13 protein-coding genes are annotated in these 15,084 nt (G+C 53.8%); 8 read left to right on the top strand and 5 right to left on the bottom strand.

The window, feature by feature from the left end:
* The first annotated feature begins 45 nt into the window (after positions 1-45).
* From GOW72_RS10575 to GOW72_RS10555, 5 genes are all read left to right on the top strand, one after another.
* Positions 46-1,437 carry an amidohydrolase family protein gene (locus GOW72_RS10575; RefSeq protein WP_170366832.1) on the top strand — a complete coding sequence of 464 codons (1,392 nt, stop codon included), beginning with the start codon at positions 46-48 and terminating at the stop codon, positions 1,435-1,437.
* A gap of 64 nt (positions 1,438-1,501) precedes the next feature.
* Entirely contained in the window at positions 1,502-1,795 is a 294-nt protein-coding gene (locus GOW72_RS10570) for a hypothetical protein (protein ID WP_170366831.1), read from the top strand.
* A gap of 128 nt (positions 1,796-1,923) precedes the next feature.
* Positions 1,924-2,304, top strand: a complete 381-nt coding sequence (locus GOW72_RS10565; protein ID WP_170366830.1) for a hypothetical protein — start codon at positions 1,924-1,926, stop codon at positions 2,302-2,304.
* Between the two features lie 188 nt (positions 2,305-2,492).
* Positions 2,493-3,317, top strand: a complete 825-nt coding sequence (locus tag GOW72_RS10560; protein ID WP_170366829.1) for a DUF3299 domain-containing protein — start codon at positions 2,493-2,495, stop codon at positions 3,315-3,317.
* Positions 3,318-3,425: 108 nt separating this feature from the next.
* Complete coding sequence (locus GOW72_RS10555) at positions 3,426-6,170, top strand: AsmA family protein (protein ID WP_170366828.1); 2,745 nt, start codon at positions 3,426-3,428, stop codon at positions 6,168-6,170.
* Between the two features lie 11 nt (positions 6,171-6,181).
* On the opposite strand, the gene GOW72_RS10550 is transcribed toward GOW72_RS10555, so the two are convergent.
* Entirely contained in the window at positions 6,182-6,670 is a 489-nt protein-coding gene (locus GOW72_RS10550; RefSeq protein WP_342355371.1) for a hypothetical protein, read from the bottom strand.
* 521 nt (positions 6,671-7,191) lie between these two features.
* Between GOW72_RS10550 and GOW72_RS10545 the strand changes: the two genes are divergently transcribed.
* Positions 7,192-7,920, top strand: a complete 729-nt coding sequence (locus tag GOW72_RS10545) for an SDR family NAD(P)-dependent oxidoreductase (protein ID WP_170366827.1) — start codon at positions 7,192-7,194, stop codon at positions 7,918-7,920.
* A gap of 49 nt (positions 7,921-7,969) precedes the next feature.
* Here GOW72_RS10545 and GOW72_RS10540 read toward each other — a convergent pair whose 3' ends face one another.
* A complete protein-coding gene (locus GOW72_RS10540; protein WP_170366826.1) occupies positions 7,970-8,725 on the bottom strand; it encodes an MBL fold metallo-hydrolase in 756 nt (251 codons plus the stop codon).
* A gap of 514 nt (positions 8,726-9,239) precedes the next feature.
* Between GOW72_RS10540 and GOW72_RS10535 the strand changes: the two genes are divergently transcribed.
* Positions 9,240-9,413 (top strand): hypothetical protein, encoded by a 174-nt coding sequence (locus GOW72_RS10535; protein WP_244952393.1) that lies wholly within the window; start codon positions 9,240-9,242, stop codon positions 9,411-9,413.
* A gap of 639 nt (positions 9,414-10,052) precedes the next feature.
* On the opposite strand, the gene GOW72_RS10530 is transcribed toward GOW72_RS10535, so the two are convergent.
* Positions 10,053-10,637 (bottom strand): TetR/AcrR family transcriptional regulator, encoded by a 585-nt coding sequence (locus GOW72_RS10530; RefSeq protein ID WP_244952392.1) that lies wholly within the window; start codon positions 10,635-10,637, stop codon positions 10,053-10,055.
* Positions 10,638-10,826: 189 nt separating this feature from the next.
* On the opposite strand from GOW72_RS10530, the gene GOW72_RS10525 reads away from it, so the two are divergent.
* Positions 10,827-12,221, top strand: a complete 1,395-nt coding sequence (locus GOW72_RS10525; protein ID WP_170367191.1) for an aminotransferase — start codon at positions 10,827-10,829, stop codon at positions 12,219-12,221.
* Between the two features lie 63 nt (positions 12,222-12,284).
* Here GOW72_RS10525 and GOW72_RS10520 read toward each other — a convergent pair whose 3' ends face one another.
* Positions 12,285-13,853 (bottom strand): trimethylamine methyltransferase family protein, encoded by a 1,569-nt coding sequence (locus GOW72_RS10520; RefSeq protein ID WP_170366824.1) that lies wholly within the window; start codon positions 13,851-13,853, stop codon positions 12,285-12,287.
* A 25-nt stretch (positions 13,854-13,878) separates the two neighbouring features.
* A complete protein-coding gene (locus GOW72_RS10515; RefSeq protein ID WP_170366823.1) occupies positions 13,879-15,078 on the bottom strand; it encodes an aromatic ring-hydroxylating oxygenase subunit alpha in 1,200 nt (399 codons plus the stop codon).
* Between the last annotated feature and the right edge of the window lie 6 nt (positions 15,079-15,084).

Below are 15,084 nucleotides of genomic sequence, written 5' to 3'. Positions count from 1 at the left end.
CGACACCCCGCGCCCCCTTAGCTTGACAAATTGGAGTGCTGACACGTGGAAACACTGGCCTCACTGACAGCAATCGCCGGATTTGTTTCCTTGGCAGCAAGCGGCGCGTTGGCGCAGGACGCGCTCCCGCAAACCTTGTTCACCAATGTGCATATCTTTGACGGAATTAGTGAAGAGCGGATCGAAAACGCGAATGTTCTGGTTGAAGGCAATCTCATAAAGACAGTCTCGACCGACGGTATTGATGCGCCCGAAGCGACGGTTATCGACGGAGGTGGGCGCACGCTAATGCCGGGATTGATTGACAGTCACGTGCATCTCTACGCTACAGGGCTCGTGCAATCCTTCTCAGGTCTTCAGGCCGCCAAATGGGATCAGATCGGGGCCACAGCAGCCGAAAATGCCCGCGACTATCTCTACGATGGTTACACCACGGTGCGGGATACTGGCGGAATGGGATCAGGTCTGCGCGAACTGATCGACAAGGGGATTGTAGACGGGCCACGTATCTATGCGTCAGGTGCGGCCATCGGCCCGACTTCCGGGCATGGTGACTGGCGAAACCCCGAGCAGCGAACCTTCAACATGGGGTCGGACGACGTCGCCAATACGTTCAACCTGTCCTATATTGCTGATGGTGCCGAAGAAATCCGAAAGGCATCGCGGCTTAACTTCGCGCACGGTGCGAGTTTCCTGAAACTGATGGCCGGCGGCGATGTGTCATCCGAGCTCGATCCGCTTTGGTCCGTTGCCTACAACGTTGATGAGATTGCAACAGCGGTCGAGGCTGCGTCCTTCTTTGATACATATGTGACTGTCCACGCCTATACGGACGAAACGGTAACAATGGCTCTGGACGCAGGCGTCAAGTCACTGGAGCACGCTCAGATGGTGAGCGAGGAGACCGTCAAACGCATTGCAGATGAAGGTATCTTCTGGGCCTTGAATGTCGCAGGAATGGATCCGGCGCTGCTCGACCATCCGAATTTCTCGATGCCAACGGTGAAACCGAAACTGGAAGAATATCTGGTCGGGTCAGAAAACGTCATTGAGTACATCAAGAAATACAAACCCAAGATCGTGCATAACGTCGACACCGTGCTGTCCACCATTGGGTTTGGCCGCGCACACCAGGACTTTGAAAAGTGCTATTTCGCGGAATTGCTGGGTAACCATGCTTTCCTGGTTGCAGCGACCTCGACTGGTGGCGAGTTGGCACAGCTGACAGGGCGGCGGAACCCTTATCCCAACAAACTGGGCGTGATCGAAGAAGGGGCCTATGCAGACATCCTTATTGTCGACGGGAACCCACTGGAGGACCTGTCGGTTCTTGGCGCAAATCCGAAATGGTTTGATGCACCTGCGCGTGATCGAGGGTTTGAGACCATTCGCGTGATCATGAAAGACGGCGTCTTCTACAAGAATACTCTCGAATGAGCAGAGTATGCGGGAATTTGACACGTGCGCCTTGCATCGTCGATCCTGAACAGGGGAGCGATCAATGAACAAGGCAATCGCAGTAACTCTTTGCGTTTTTGGGATCGGCGTTGAAGGAGCAGCAACGGAACAAACCCAAAGCCGATACTATCTGGGGATCGGGGAACCAAACCCCGATGCCTGGCAAACCATGATCGACAACCCGACCGACCGGGGAAAGGACATGGGCGCTGCACTCGCCGCAATGGGCGGTGAGATGATAAGCTGTTTTTGGGACTGGCAGATGGCAAGAACTACATCACCGTCCGTTTACCGGACGATCCAGGCATGGTGCAGGCCATGTATTTTTCGCGTCTGAGCCAAGGGGTGCTAAAAGACTACAGGTTCATCGAACTGATGACGAGCGCGGACAGGGTTGAAGCCCTGAAGCGCGTGCCGGAATTTTCAACTCGGGTCGAATGAAGTTAGGAAGCAAAGGAACAGTCTATGAAGATCGTGTACGGAATTCTCGCAGCCTTAACAGTTGTGTTTTTCATCCTTGGAGGCAGCGATGCTTATGCCAAAGACAACAAGGGTAAGAAGCCGAACAAGGGCGGCAAGGACGGAGATGTCAGCATTCAGATCGAAGACAAACCCGGCAAAGGCCCAAAGGCTGTGCCACCTGGCCAGATCAAGCGCTACACGCGCGGTGCCAAGCTCCCATCTGACCTGGAGTTCGAAGAAATCGGGGACCTTTCCAAATGGAAGCTGAAGGAGCCGGGCAATGGAAACCGCTACATTCAGGTCGATGGTGAAGTCCTCGAAGTTACGAATGACCTCTCTACCGTTGTTGATGCTGTCGGCATCGTCGGTGATCTTCTCAACTAGACTAAGGTACGGTGTTTCAGGGCAAGAATTACCTCGTTTGCCCTGACGCTGGCCGGGGCGATCTTTCTGTGAACCCCGGCCCAAGGTCAAAACCCAGACACCAGACCTAGCGATGGAAAAAGCCCTTCTTGTATTTTTTGCGCTTGCTACCCTTTCGTGAGCACGCGTCCTGCTCGCGCAGGAATCCGGTGCAACTGAATGATGACCCGTCAAAGCCAGTGGCAATGGGAGCTGCTTTGCGGACAATTGAGGAGCATATGACAATGCGTCTTTCCTTTGCAGTAATAACTACATGCTTTTTGGCATTGCCGGCTCATTCGGAAGGTAATCGTGTTGAGTGGTCAGACCTGATCGTTGAATCCGCTCAGGACTACGAAGATCCTTTCGTTGAATTGACTGACAAACAGCTAAACGCGCTTCGTAAATTGGTCAGGTTGCAAGCACTACTAGAAAAAGTCGGGGCCACGCCAGAACAGCTGGACCAGCTTCAACTGGATATCGAGACGACCGAAGCAACCCTTGCTGAGGAAGGCATTGATGCGAACTGGCTGATTTCCCAACGCTGGGTTGTGATGGAAAGACGTGAAAAGGCGGGCACGGCCGCCAATGTCGACATCGATGGTGCGAACGTTTCGTTGGGCGGATTTGTGATCCCGGCACCCCGCGACGAAGATGGCTCCCAAATGGCATATATCGTGCCGGAACGTGGAATGTGTAGCCACGTGCCGCCTCCACCACCAAACCAGATGGTGCGTTTGCACCTAAGTGACTCATGGACGCCATCGACGCTTTACGAGCCCATCGCTGTAACTGGGCAAATCAGGATCGACCCGACGCAGAAAGAAATGCTGGTTGTTGATGGTCCCGTTCTCATGAAGGCTGCGTTTACTTTGGAGGTCGATGACGTTCAGACTTTTGGACCAATTCAGTCTTCCAAAGAGGCTACGACCAATAGGGCAAGCGTACTGATGGGAAGAATAGTAGCGACTGGCGGGGCTATCAAAGACGAATAGTGACACGGCCCAACTGACCTGAATATGGTTTAGAAGGGGCGTTCAGTTAGGTGGGCCGAATATCTGCTTGTGAGAGACTGAACGGCGAAAGCGGCGATAGGGGAGCGCATGAGGGTTTGGCTATTTAGGGTAATTGGGCTTGTTGCACTTCTCGCTTTCGCAGCAGTTGCGTTTGTTTGGTTGTTGTTTGCTGCTCCGATGTTCTCGGACATGCGACGCGACCTTGTGGAAAGAGTTCTTTCGGAACAAATTGGTCGGCCACTTCTTGTCCATGATGATGTAAGCGTCGCGCTTGGCCGTACGAGTTACATTTACGTAGGTGGTGTGGTCATCCCGAGCCTGACAATGCCGGAGTCAGCTCTTGTGGAATTGAACCTGCTGGAACTGGAGCTGGATATCGCCGCTTTGGCCAACAGGCGCCTGCACTTTGACAATCTCGTCGTGGAAGGCCTCCAAGCAAATCTTCTGACGGCCGAAGACGGTACCACAAGCTGGCGAAAAGGCGAGCCAACACCCAAGCCAACTTCAGAGGAAACTGTATCAGCGGATGATCAAAAAGACGTCGCGAGCGCTGATGGTACCGATAAGACCGACACGGAAAGCAGTGGAATTCTGAACTTCCTGAGCGACAAGAACGTCAGCTTCAGGTCAATCGGGTTAAACATCGACGACAAGGTCTCGGGCTTCTCATTTGTGTTTGACCTTCAGGCCCTCGCGCTCGAACAAGTAGATAATGGACAAAGAACAAAGGTCTCGGGCTCCGGCTCCGTCAACGGTCAGGTTTTCGAAATCGAAGGCGACTACCCGCACGCCGCACCGTTTACGACACGCGCCAGTTTTGGCGAAATGACCGTAAACTACAATGGCGAGCCCTTCTCGGCAGATGAAGGGGGTGGCTATCGCGCAGTCTTGGAGATGGACACAGGTGAATTCGGTGATTTTCTGGACGTCATCGGGCTGGAACGCGTTCTGGAAGGCAATGGCCAGTTGCAGGCTGAGCTCGTGTCTCAGGACGCTCTGAAGATCGAGGCGTTTACAACCACCGTAAGCCTGGAAGATGGACAGAAACTCGAAGCTGAAGGTTCAATAGATGACCTCTACACCGCTCAGGGCGTCGATCTGCTTTTCAACGCGCGACTTCATCCCGAAGGACAGCCGCCACCAGCAGCAAAAAGTATCCAGGAATTGAAGTTCACGGGCTTTGAAATGTATATGGTCGGATCCCTGGCTTCCTTCGAATTCGAGAAGTTGCTGTTCCAAACTAATGCATTCGACCAGGGGTTAGACGTAATCGGTCCAGCCTCAATCGAAAGCATTCGCCGCATGCCGGACGGCCGGCTCGCCATGCTGGGCATCGCGCTGCAAGCCGGTCCAATTGAAGAGCCTGTCCTGAAAGCCGAAGGTAAAATCCTCGATCTGCTTCAGCTTCAGGACGTGACTTTCGATGGGGAGCTAAACGGGCCCGCCAAGTTGATTTTGCCCAACCTCGATGAAGTCTACGTTGACCAGTTCGGCGGCATCAAAGCCGATTTCAACATATCCAACGCGGGTGGGCCGGTTTCACTCAACAGGTTTAACGCGACGACTTACGACACCGATCTCTGGGCACTCGATCTCGCACTTTCTGTCAACGAGCTAAAAGGGCTTTCCGGTCTCGATTTCGACGTGGAACTGGACATCGACGACAGCGCCAAGTTTCTGACCGCAGTGGATCTGCAGCCTGTCGAGATCGGAGCACTAGCTATTGATGCGGAAACCTCCAAACAGGGCGGGGACTTTGGTGCCGCAATCCAGTTCGAAGCCGGGTCCTCGCATCTTCTTGCAGCATTGGACGCAAATTTCCCCGAGGGCGCTACTGTTGTTCGGGGCAACATCACCAGCGAAAAGCTTGATCTCAACGACCTGAAGAACCTGACTGCCGTGCTGGACCAACTGAAAAGCTTGGTAGGCGAGGCCACAAAGGAACCTGAAGCCGAAGTTCAACCTTTGGTTTTACCGAAGGAGACAGACGTCCAGCCCTTGGTATTGCCAAAGGAAAAAGGGAAACCTGCCGATCTTCTGGATGTGCAGCGCGTGCTGCGAGAAGCTGACGTCGAGGTACAGATCGAATTCAAAGAGATTGTAGGCCAGCAAGGCGTAACGTCTGTTTCAAGCCAATTGTCTGCCAAAGACGGAACCGTGGATTTCGGGCCTCTTCAGATGGCTTATGGTGGCGGAAACTTCAGCCTGCGGGCGGTCATGGATCTGATTGACTCTCCTGATTGGCTTTCATTGTCGGGATCGACCTCGGGATGGGAATTCGGCGAAATCTTGGATGAGTTGGGCATTGGTATTGAGGCCTATGGACGTTTGAGCGGTGAGTTCAACGTTTCTGGCAGTACCGCCTCGGGCAAGGCCTTCGTCAATTCGATGCGTGGCAATGCGTCGTTGTCGATGTCGCAAGGTTACATTAGTACCAGTCTACTAGAGTTGGCCGGGCTGGGTCTTTTCCCCTGGCTCTTTTCAGAAGAGTTCCGACAAGGCTATACCGACATCACTTGCGTGGTCGCCCCGGTTGATATCCAAGCCGGGCGTGTCAGTTCAAACTCCATCGTCATCGAAACAGGATCGGTTCAATTGGTGGCCAGGGGGCAAGTGGACTGGCTGAACGATAGCATCGCATTAAGAGCGGAGCCTCGTCGCGTCGGCGAACCCCTATCCCGGAGCGCTTGGCCATTTGATGTAACGGGTCGGCTTTCGTCGCCAAAGTTCAAGCTGGATGTGGGCGGGTCCAGAAACAAGGCTCCAGAAGGCGCTGATGCTATGCCTACCAACAGGCAACCTTGTGTGCCGGACATCAATCAATTGCAATAATTGGAAGCTACTTAGTTCTTCAGTGGTTCCGGCTGTTCGGCCTGACACGCCAGAACCGCTTCGATTGCTTTTGCAGACCCGCTGAGATCGAGTTCCACCTCGGCCCCACTTTCACCTATAATCGTAACGCTTTGGCGTTTTCCAAACTCGGTTACAAAAGCCGGGTTGTCGAAAAAGGCGTAACCGCCGGGTACGCCATTCTTGAAGACACCAATTGCCTCGCCTTCGAATTGCGCATCACCAAAATCGAACTTCACGATGCCCTTCGCGCCGTCCTCGATCTGAACCCAGGCCGGATTAAAGGCGGCAAAAAAACCACCAGCCTGATTGGGCGCCGCGCCTATTTCAACAGTCATTTCATTTTCAAAGGGCTTCCACGCGAGACAACCATTGCCCTTTTCGGGATCAATCAGGATTGTCCAGTCCCCGGATTCACCCCACCGCTCCATACCGGCGGCATGAAGTAAGCTTGCACAACACAAAGCCAGTATTGTCAGCACATACCTATACATTTTTGACCCCGGATTAGTTTTGAAGGTTTACCCATCCTACCGATCAAGGACGATCAATCAAACGATACAAAAGAAGCGTCATGAGGATACAAGTCGTCGGGGCGCAACCGTGAAGTCTAGTTCCTGCTCATAGCCGCATACGCCGCTATTAGAAGGAATGCCCGGTTTGAGCCGTCTGCTGTGCTTTGCACAGTCCACTTTCTGCGCATTGCTGTCATTGGGGCATCGATCAGCATCAGTCAAAGTGGGCTCAAACCGGTCATTCGCTGCAACTTGCTTGAACGTCTGCTTTGCGGACCATGCTGCCGTTTGCTTCAGTTGCAACGTCGAAAGGCACATCCGGCGCCAAAGCGCGGTGGAATGACATCGCAAGGTCTAACTCCGAGCCCAAACCAGACGCTTACCGAATTTTTTAGAGATTGACTATCCATACTTGCAGAAACCTGCGTTGCGGGTTTCCTTCTGTAGTTCAAGATATCCACTGTTTCGCCAGGGTTCGAGGAGTTACTATGAAAACAGCCGTTGTGACTGGTGCCGCGGGAGGGATGGGACAGGCTATCTGCCGCCAATTGCGGACATGTGAGTTCCACGTCCTTGGACTGGACCTCAACGAGGAGGGCTTGGATGAACTGGCGGCAGAGTTAGGTTCAAATTTCACACAATTCTGCGTTGACTTGACGGATCCAGTTGCAATCGCGCAGACGTTTGATGGCATAAAGTCAGCTTATGGCGGCCTCGATGCTTTGGTAAACAACGCTGGCACCTGCTTCATGTCCGACTTCCCGCATATACCGCCCGAGGAACTGGAAAGGCAGATGGCAATCAATTTCAACTCTGCGTTCTATTGTTGCCAGCAGGCTGTCCGATTGATGTTGGAACGCGAGGGCGTCAAAAAGATTGTGAATATCTCATCAAACGGAGCTTACAATTTCGATGTATTTGACCCTCCGCACTACCGGGCATCAAAGGCGGCGATGGATACCCTTACGAAAGACCTAGCCCGTCGATACGCAAAGGAAAAAATCTGTGTGAACTCGCTGGCGCCAGCCATGACCGAGACGCCCTTGTTCAATGTCTTGTCTGAGGAAGTCTTGGAGAAAGCCGTTGGCGCCATGCCGCATGGTCATGCGATGCAGCCCGAGCAAGTCGCCTCTTGGGTCAGTTTTCTCATTTCACCGGCCGGTGACGTTTCCAGCGGAAATGTAATCATTCTGAATCAAGGGCGGGACGTCAGGTAGTTTTCAGGAAGATCAATCGATTTCGGGAAAGGTGGACCACCGGTTGGGGTCAACGGTAGACCTCTGGTGCTTTCTTCAGAACTGGCCATTGATTTGGACAATGCCCATAGATCACAAAGGCGTTTCGCTCGGATGCTAGACGCATCAACCTGTCTGCGCTGGCAATCGCGGCTTCTTCGTCCCATGACCCTGCAAATTTCTCATCGATTTCTGACGGTCGGGATATCGCGTCACTGGTGAGCAAAACCGGACCCGAGGGAAGATCGACCATCAGGGCGATCTGGCCTGGTGCATGACCGGGTGCCGCCATTACCAGAATACCTGGTCCAATCTCTACGTCGCCATCAATCAAAAGGTAATCCCGATCGGGCCACTCCAAAGGCTGCACACCGCCCCAATACAATGGACGAGGCAGAGCCCGCTCCACGGAAGAGATCAGTATCGGAGTGCTCGGAAAGTCGCCCAATCCCCCGATATGGTCGATATGAGTGTGGGTACAAATCTGCAGCGTAATGTCTGATGGAATGAGACCGAGCTTTGCCAGTTGCGCGCGAGGCAGATTTTCCGGTTCACATTTCAGGACTTCGCCAAACTCGTACAAAAGATCTTCTTTGACCGCGGCTTCGGTATCGGTCGCATATTTTTCGGGAAACCCGGTGTCGATGAGTATGGCTTCTCCCAGATCCGTCCGGATCAGAAAGCCGCAGATCCCAATGATGCGACCCGTGGAATGAACCTTGAACAGCCCGTAGTCCAATACTGCCAGGTCAATCGGCCGCCCTTTGACAAATCCCTCAGCTTGCACAAACTCTCTCCCTCATTGACTGCAAGGATTTTGAGTAGAGTGTGAAAGTCAAGGAGTCCGTCGTCACACTGCACACTATACTAGCTATCACTCAGCCCAGCAGTGCTACGGGTGAAGCTTGGAGCGAGATTGGCGGTTGAGATCGGAAAGAGGTCTTTTCTCTTAGTCAACCGACCAACAGTTAAACGTTTTGGTAGAAAATCACTGATATTTGGCCAATCTGCCGATTTTGGCTAGACTTAGAGAGTTCCCTCAACGCACAGAAAATTTGTCCGCATTCCCGACCTTGCCACTGTGCGCTCCGGAACGCTCTAACCATTGGGACTACACCGTTTAATCGCCAAGGAAGCCACCGGGAGAGTGCCAGGACGCCCGAGACCAATGTCGGGAGTTATTTTTTGCCCAAGAGCACATTCGGGCCACCGTCTGTCAAACTTGATCAGCCGTGTTATACATGGCGTCAAGATACGAAAGGCGAAATTTGATGGACGCACCAGTTATCCAACTGATATTTATGCTAGCTTTTCTAGTTGGCGTGATCTGGCTTTATATCCTGCCGATCACGATGGCGGGGCGGCGCAACCGATCCGGTTTGATCTGGTTCCTGATCGGTCTGGTTGGATCACCGCTTTTGGCCATCCTCTTACTACTGGCTTTGGGTGACGCACCCGAGCATCCAGCAACCTAGTTTTGTGAACGATACCGTCGGACACACAAAAAGGCTCCACCGGAGGGTTTCTGGACACCTGTGAGCCGTAACGGCCTTCTCAGCATGCAGGGAGGGCTTGAATTGAGTCACTACACCTTCGGAAGAGAAGAAAAGTACTCCTTCCCACTCTCGACGGCCGTGTAGTGCAATTCTACGGATGACCGATCTGTTTGAAGAATCCTAGATGACTTTGTCCGTGACCTGGTCATAGCGGCAGTTCTGACGAACGTCCGACACCGTTAGGAGCAGCCAATGAGGTTGGTGCCAGTTTGGCGGTCCTGCCCCCAACCATGAGACTTCTTGCTACATATGCCGACGCTGATGTCGTTGTTGTGAAAACGGTCATAACCGGTGGGATTGAAGATGCCGGCTCGGCTCATAACTCCATCTGTAGATTTCCACTGACTTTGTTATTGGAATTTTGCTGATCGCGCGCGGCCGCGGGTTGGAAGCTTCGGCTAGTTCGCTGATCATCGGCGCGCTGCTATTTGGTGTTTTGCATCGCTCATGTGCGTCCAGTAGGCCCAACCAATGACTAACGACTTGCGGCGATTCATTCACGAGACACGGACGGATTAGGGATTGACCTTGGTAGGTTCCCATTTTCCAAAGCCACCTTCATCCGTAGATCTTTTGGTTGCTAAAGTGTTTTGGAAACATCGATTGCAGTACAAACAGGCAGATCCTCAAAGCCTCCGAAGGTTTGAAGATCTCTGAGTGCAAGTGGTAGTCGGTCCAGAGCCCTTCCAGCAAAGCAACCAATGCGTCTGTTGCAAGATTGGCGTCTACGTCATCGTACTGGCCTTCAACCTTTATTTGCTCCAACAGCTCCAGTATCGCCGCCCTGAAACCTTTGTCTCGCGAGTCGATGAAAGGAAATACCTTCGGGTTCGAGAGCGCTTCGGCCCGGAAGGAAAACCAAATTGCGACGTCCCGTGCATTTAGGACCAAGGGATCGAAGTCTGCCTCAATGAAAGAGATTAACTTGTCTGCCGGGTTCAACTCGGGATTGGCTGCGATGACCTTCCACTGCTCCGCGTAGCGGACTGACAATTCCTCAGCCACCGCAAGCAGAAGCTTTTCTTTGGAGCCAAAGTGTAGGTTTACCATCCCTTGCGACAGTCCCGACAACTCTTGGATTCTCGCCGAGGTCGTGCCGCGAATTCCGTACTTATAGATGGCCTCTGCAGCCGCTTGGATCAACTGCTTTCGGTTCTGCAGCTTACCCAGATCACGGGCATTGGTTGGGATATCAGGCTCGAGAGTAATCTTGTTTGTCCTCCGCTGGGTGGTCGCCCTTTGTCTTCTCGCATTTAGCAGAGCGAAAGTTCAAGAATTGACATTGAATAAATGTTTGTTCATTTTGTGATTTCCATTTCATCGAGACGCTGCATGACCCTTTCCAACTCTGACTTTCGGTCCATTCGCGAGTGGGATAACGAACATTTCCTGCACCCGTGGGAGGGAATGTCATGTTTGGGCCAAAACGCACGCACCTTTGCAGAAAGCGGCCTGGGCGTTCACGTCTTCACTGAGGACGGAAAGCGCCTAATAGACGGCCCTGCTGGCATGTGGTGTATGCAATTGGGCTATGGAAACACTGAAATTGCCGATGCCATGGCCCAGCAGGCGAAAGAGATGGCGTATTTTTCGCCCTTCAACAATGCCAACTCAGCCCCCGCCCGGTTGGCGCATGAGATCGCCAAGAGGACGCCGGGCGACCTGAACCATGTGTTCTTCACGACAGGTGGCTCAACCGCCGTGGATTCCGCTCTTCGGTTTGTGCAGTTTCGCAACAACCTTCTGGGCAAGCCTGAAAAGAAGATCGTGATATCGCGGCAGAAAGCCTATCACGGATCGACCTACCTGGCGGCCTCAGTGTCCGGAAAAGAGCGAGACAAAGGTTGGCTGGACCAGGCAAGTCACCTGACGCGCTTCCTGCCAAATGTGAATCCTTGTACGCGTCGCCCCGAGCAGACAGTCGACGACTTTCTGGACGAAAAAATAGCGGATCTGGAAAACATGATCCTGCAGACCGGAGCAAACAAGGTCGCAGCTTTCATCGCTGAACCGATCTTGTGCTCTGGAGGTGTCATCGTACCTCCACCGGGATATCATTTGCGCTGTCTTGAAATCTGCCGAAAGTACGATGTCCTATATATCTCGGACGAGGTTGTGACTGGGTTCGGACGGCTTGGGCATTGGTTTGCCTCCGAAGACGTCTTTGGGATTCAGCCGGATATCATCACCTGCGCGAAGGGGATGACTTCCGGGTATGTGCCGATGGGGGCCTGCATCATTTCTGATCGGCTGATTGCAGAAATAAGCGGCGAACACGCCCAAGACGCTACCTTTTCTAATGGCTTCACCTATTCGGGCCACCCAGTAAGCGCGGCGGCCGGTTTGAAGACTATCGAAATCATGGAGCGTGACGGCGTTCTTGAGCATGTCCGCGCGATCACGCCGCTGTTCGCAGAACGCCTTCAGGTCCTAGCTGAATTGCCGCTTGTCGGTGATGCCCGCGGTATGGGGCTGGTTGGCTGCGTCGAGTGTGTTGCGGACGCCAAAGCCGATGACCTGCTGGATCTTGATAAATCAGTTGGCGCATTGATTGATCATCATTGTCAGGAGAACGGACTGATCCTGCGGCCAATCATCAATATGTGTGTGTTTTCTCCGCCGTTGATCATTTCAGAAGACGAGTTGAACCAGATGTTCGACATCCTTGAAAAGGGCATCCGGCTGGCCACCGAGGACCTGACGCGCCAGAATGCGTTGAGAACTTAGGAATGGCTTCGGGGCGGCCTCGCAACCTAGCAAGTGGCGAGCCCCTACCGCGACCTGCTACGCTCACCCAGCCCGCATTACTTCAGGCGGCAACTTAATCGGAAACCTGGATCGAACCTCTTCATCAGCCTTGCTGCCAAAGTAGTTCGGGTAGTGATTGGAAAGGATATCGTTCACAACCGACCTACTCCGCTCGAACATATCCTGACGGCCTGCCTTCTCCCAAGTGTCGGTAAGTTCCCGATCCATCAAGGTTGGATAGACATACTCGGTTTCCATGTACTGCAAGGTCTGAGCGTTGCCAAGGAAATGTCCGGGATCGATTGCGCATTCGTGGATGACGTCGACTGAAAGCGTATCGTCACTCACCTCGATCCCGCGCAGTGTTCGAGAGATCATACCCGCCGCCTCGTTGTCGATGACCATTGACTCAAAGCTACAGCCCATCAGGCTGCCGAGCATCCCGCCAAACTCGCACAACCGGTTTGCTCCCGCATGGGCCGCTAGTGCGAAGGTAAGCGCTTTTTCCAGCCCATATTGCGCATCGGGGATTTTGGAATCCGTCATTCCACATCCGACGCTGGTTGGTAGGTTGTAGAAGTTGCCCATCTGAATAGCAGCGGCTGAAATCAAAGCCTGCTCGCCACTTCCGCCAGTAAAGGATCCAGTGCGCAGATCAGTAATGAACGGCCATGCCGCAAAGACGACAGGTGTTCCTGGGTTAATCAGGTTGGCAACGGCCACGCAGGAAAGGGTCTCGGCCACCGCCTGCGCCAGCGTGCCGGCCAATGGCGCAGGTGACGTGGCTCCGGCTTGTGGCGGAACGGCAAGGTCGCAGACAAGGCCCATTTTCGCAGTATCAATCAGGATTTCCAGGTTTTCCCGCCCGAACCGAAGCGGTGAAACGATGGGACAGCCTCCAAAAATCACCGAGGGCTTTTCAAGGAACTTTCCCTCCCCGCCCGATGCCAGATCGAACATATGAATGGCGTCTTGTATGTGTTCGCGCGTGCGGAATGTCAGGCAGGACGGTTTCTCGCTTCCCGCCAGAATGGCGTATAGCATGCTCATGTCATGCTCGTAGTCCTGCGGGACATCCGTTGCCAGAACCGTATCACCGGTCATGTGAATGTTGTCGAGCCGGTCTACAAGGCGGGTGAAATCGTAGATATCCTTGAGCGTCGATGGTCGGTAACTGCGCGTTTCCGCGTCAAACGTTGTCACCGCCGTACCGGAATTTGCGTAATACACCTTGTCCTTGGTGCAGTGCATGTCGTCCTTTCCGGCCCGAGATCCGCGTGCATGGACATAGAATTCGCTGGCGGCCTTGGCCAACAGGTCTTCCATCAAGGCCCGAGGAAAACACAGCCTGCCGTGCTCGTTCACCGTCGCCCCTTTGGGCAGCACGAGATCAAGAACTTCCTGTGTTGGATCACCGACGCCGGTACGCTCCAGAATACTCAGGGCGGCTTCATGAATGCGCGCCATGTCAGCGTCTGAAAGGGGCTTGTATCTTCCTCCGGCAATGCCCGGCCAGATTGCCTGCGAAGCGACGTTGCTGGTTCGCACGGCCGCGCGCGCCTCACGCCCGCCCCCGCGCCGTCTTGATCGGCGCTTCGTTAACTCTGTCATGGTGTTTCTCCGAATTCTGAGCGTATCAGATCATGCTGAAGTAGTTGCGATAGAAACCAGGAATGCTCCACTCCATCTCGGACAGCGGTCCCGGCACGAAATGGTGGGAGTTCACGCCTTCCTGATTGTGACGGATGATCCGCTCATCATCGAGCGACGTGACATGCCAGAGCCATGTCAACGCGTCCTTGTCGTAGTCACGACCCTCTTGAGCATCGCCGCGCACATACCAGACGATCTGAATATCTGTTTCCTGCAGGGCGCGCGGAACGAACCGGTAGCCAACCATGTGATCTGCATAAACGAGGAAGTAGTTCAAAGTCCCGATCCCCAGATCGGTGGCACCGCCGTCGTGACCCTTTAGCTCTCCCAGAGCGGGAGCCAAAGGCGTACCATCCTTGCTGCCCGTCAAATACCCGGGAAACAGCGGGTAGCGCCGCCAATAGACATCTGCACCCGGCGCGAACGCGTTTTCTCCGGTCAGGTCCAACTCCTCCAAGGGAACTCCGACTTCGTCCATCCGCTCGCGAAGAGCGCCGCTGAACTCAAGAACTTGAGCAGGATCTTTCAACGAGTGACTGCGCGAATAGTCCTGATGAGACGGGGCGCAGTGATAGCACTCCAGATAGTTTTCCAAGGCCAGTTTCCAGTTCGCGGGAACCGGATACGAGGCTTCATGAGCGACCTTCAGATTTTCAAAGTCAAACGGCTTTGAAAGTGGGGCGAGTCGCTCCAACGCGGCATCCAGAGGTGGTGCATTCGCGGCTGCACAGGCGAATATCAGACCTTGGTATATCTTCACCTGAACCGGGAACAACCCATACTGGCCCGGATCAAAACCCGATCCCATTGATCGACCGTTCCGCAGTTTGCCGTTCAAGTCGAAAGTCCACGCGTGATACGGACATATGAAGTTGCGGGCTTTGCCTTTCCGTTCGATGCAAACCCGCGATCCACGATGGCGGCATACGTTCAGATGCCCGCGCACTTCGCCTTCCCGATCCCGAACGATAATGATGGACTCGGGTCCATAGTCGAACAGGAAATAATCACCCGGTTCAGGGACCTGGCTAACATGGCCGACCCAGATCCAGTTTCGGTTCCAGAACGCACTGATATCGTTCTCGTATACGGCTTGTGACGTGTAGAAGTGACGAGGCAAGGCGAACCCTTCACGTTGCGAGCCCACCAAGTCGCGCATTACTTGCAAATCATCTTGTGGCATGGTGCA

Source organism: Ruegeria arenilitoris (genome assembly GCF_013032855.1).
Lineage (GTDB): Bacteria > Pseudomonadota > Alphaproteobacteria > Rhodobacterales > Rhodobacteraceae > Ruegeria > Ruegeria arenilitoris.
This window is presented reverse-complemented; position numbering and strand designations above follow the sequence as displayed.

Coding starts and splice junctions, on each gene's coding strand:
- GOW72_RS10555 (WP_170366828.1), top strand. CDS start 3,426: ATGAGGGTTTGGCTATTTAGGGTAATTGGGCTTGTTGCACTTCTCGCT.
- GOW72_RS10570 (WP_170366831.1), top strand. CDS start 1,502: ATGAACAAGGCAATCGCAGTAACTCTTTGCGTTTTTGGGATCGGCGTT.
- GOW72_RS10520 (WP_170366824.1), bottom strand. CDS start 13,853: ATGACAGAGTTAACGAAGCGCCGATCAAGACGGCGCGGGGGCGGGCGT.
- GOW72_RS10545 (WP_170366827.1), top strand. CDS start 7,192: ATGAAAACAGCCGTTGTGACTGGTGCCGCGGGAGGGATGGGACAGGCT.
- GOW72_RS10525 (WP_170367191.1), top strand. CDS start 10,827: ATGACCCTTTCCAACTCTGACTTTCGGTCCATTCGCGAGTGGGATAAC.
- GOW72_RS10515 (WP_170366823.1), bottom strand. CDS start 15,078: ATGCCACAAGATGATTTGCAAGTAATGCGCGACTTGGTGGGCTCGCAA.
- GOW72_RS10535 (WP_244952393.1), top strand. CDS start 9,240: ATGCTAGCTTTTCTAGTTGGCGTGATCTGGCTTTATATCCTGCCGATC.
- GOW72_RS10565 (WP_170366830.1), top strand. CDS start 1,924: ATGAAGATCGTGTACGGAATTCTCGCAGCCTTAACAGTTGTGTTTTTC.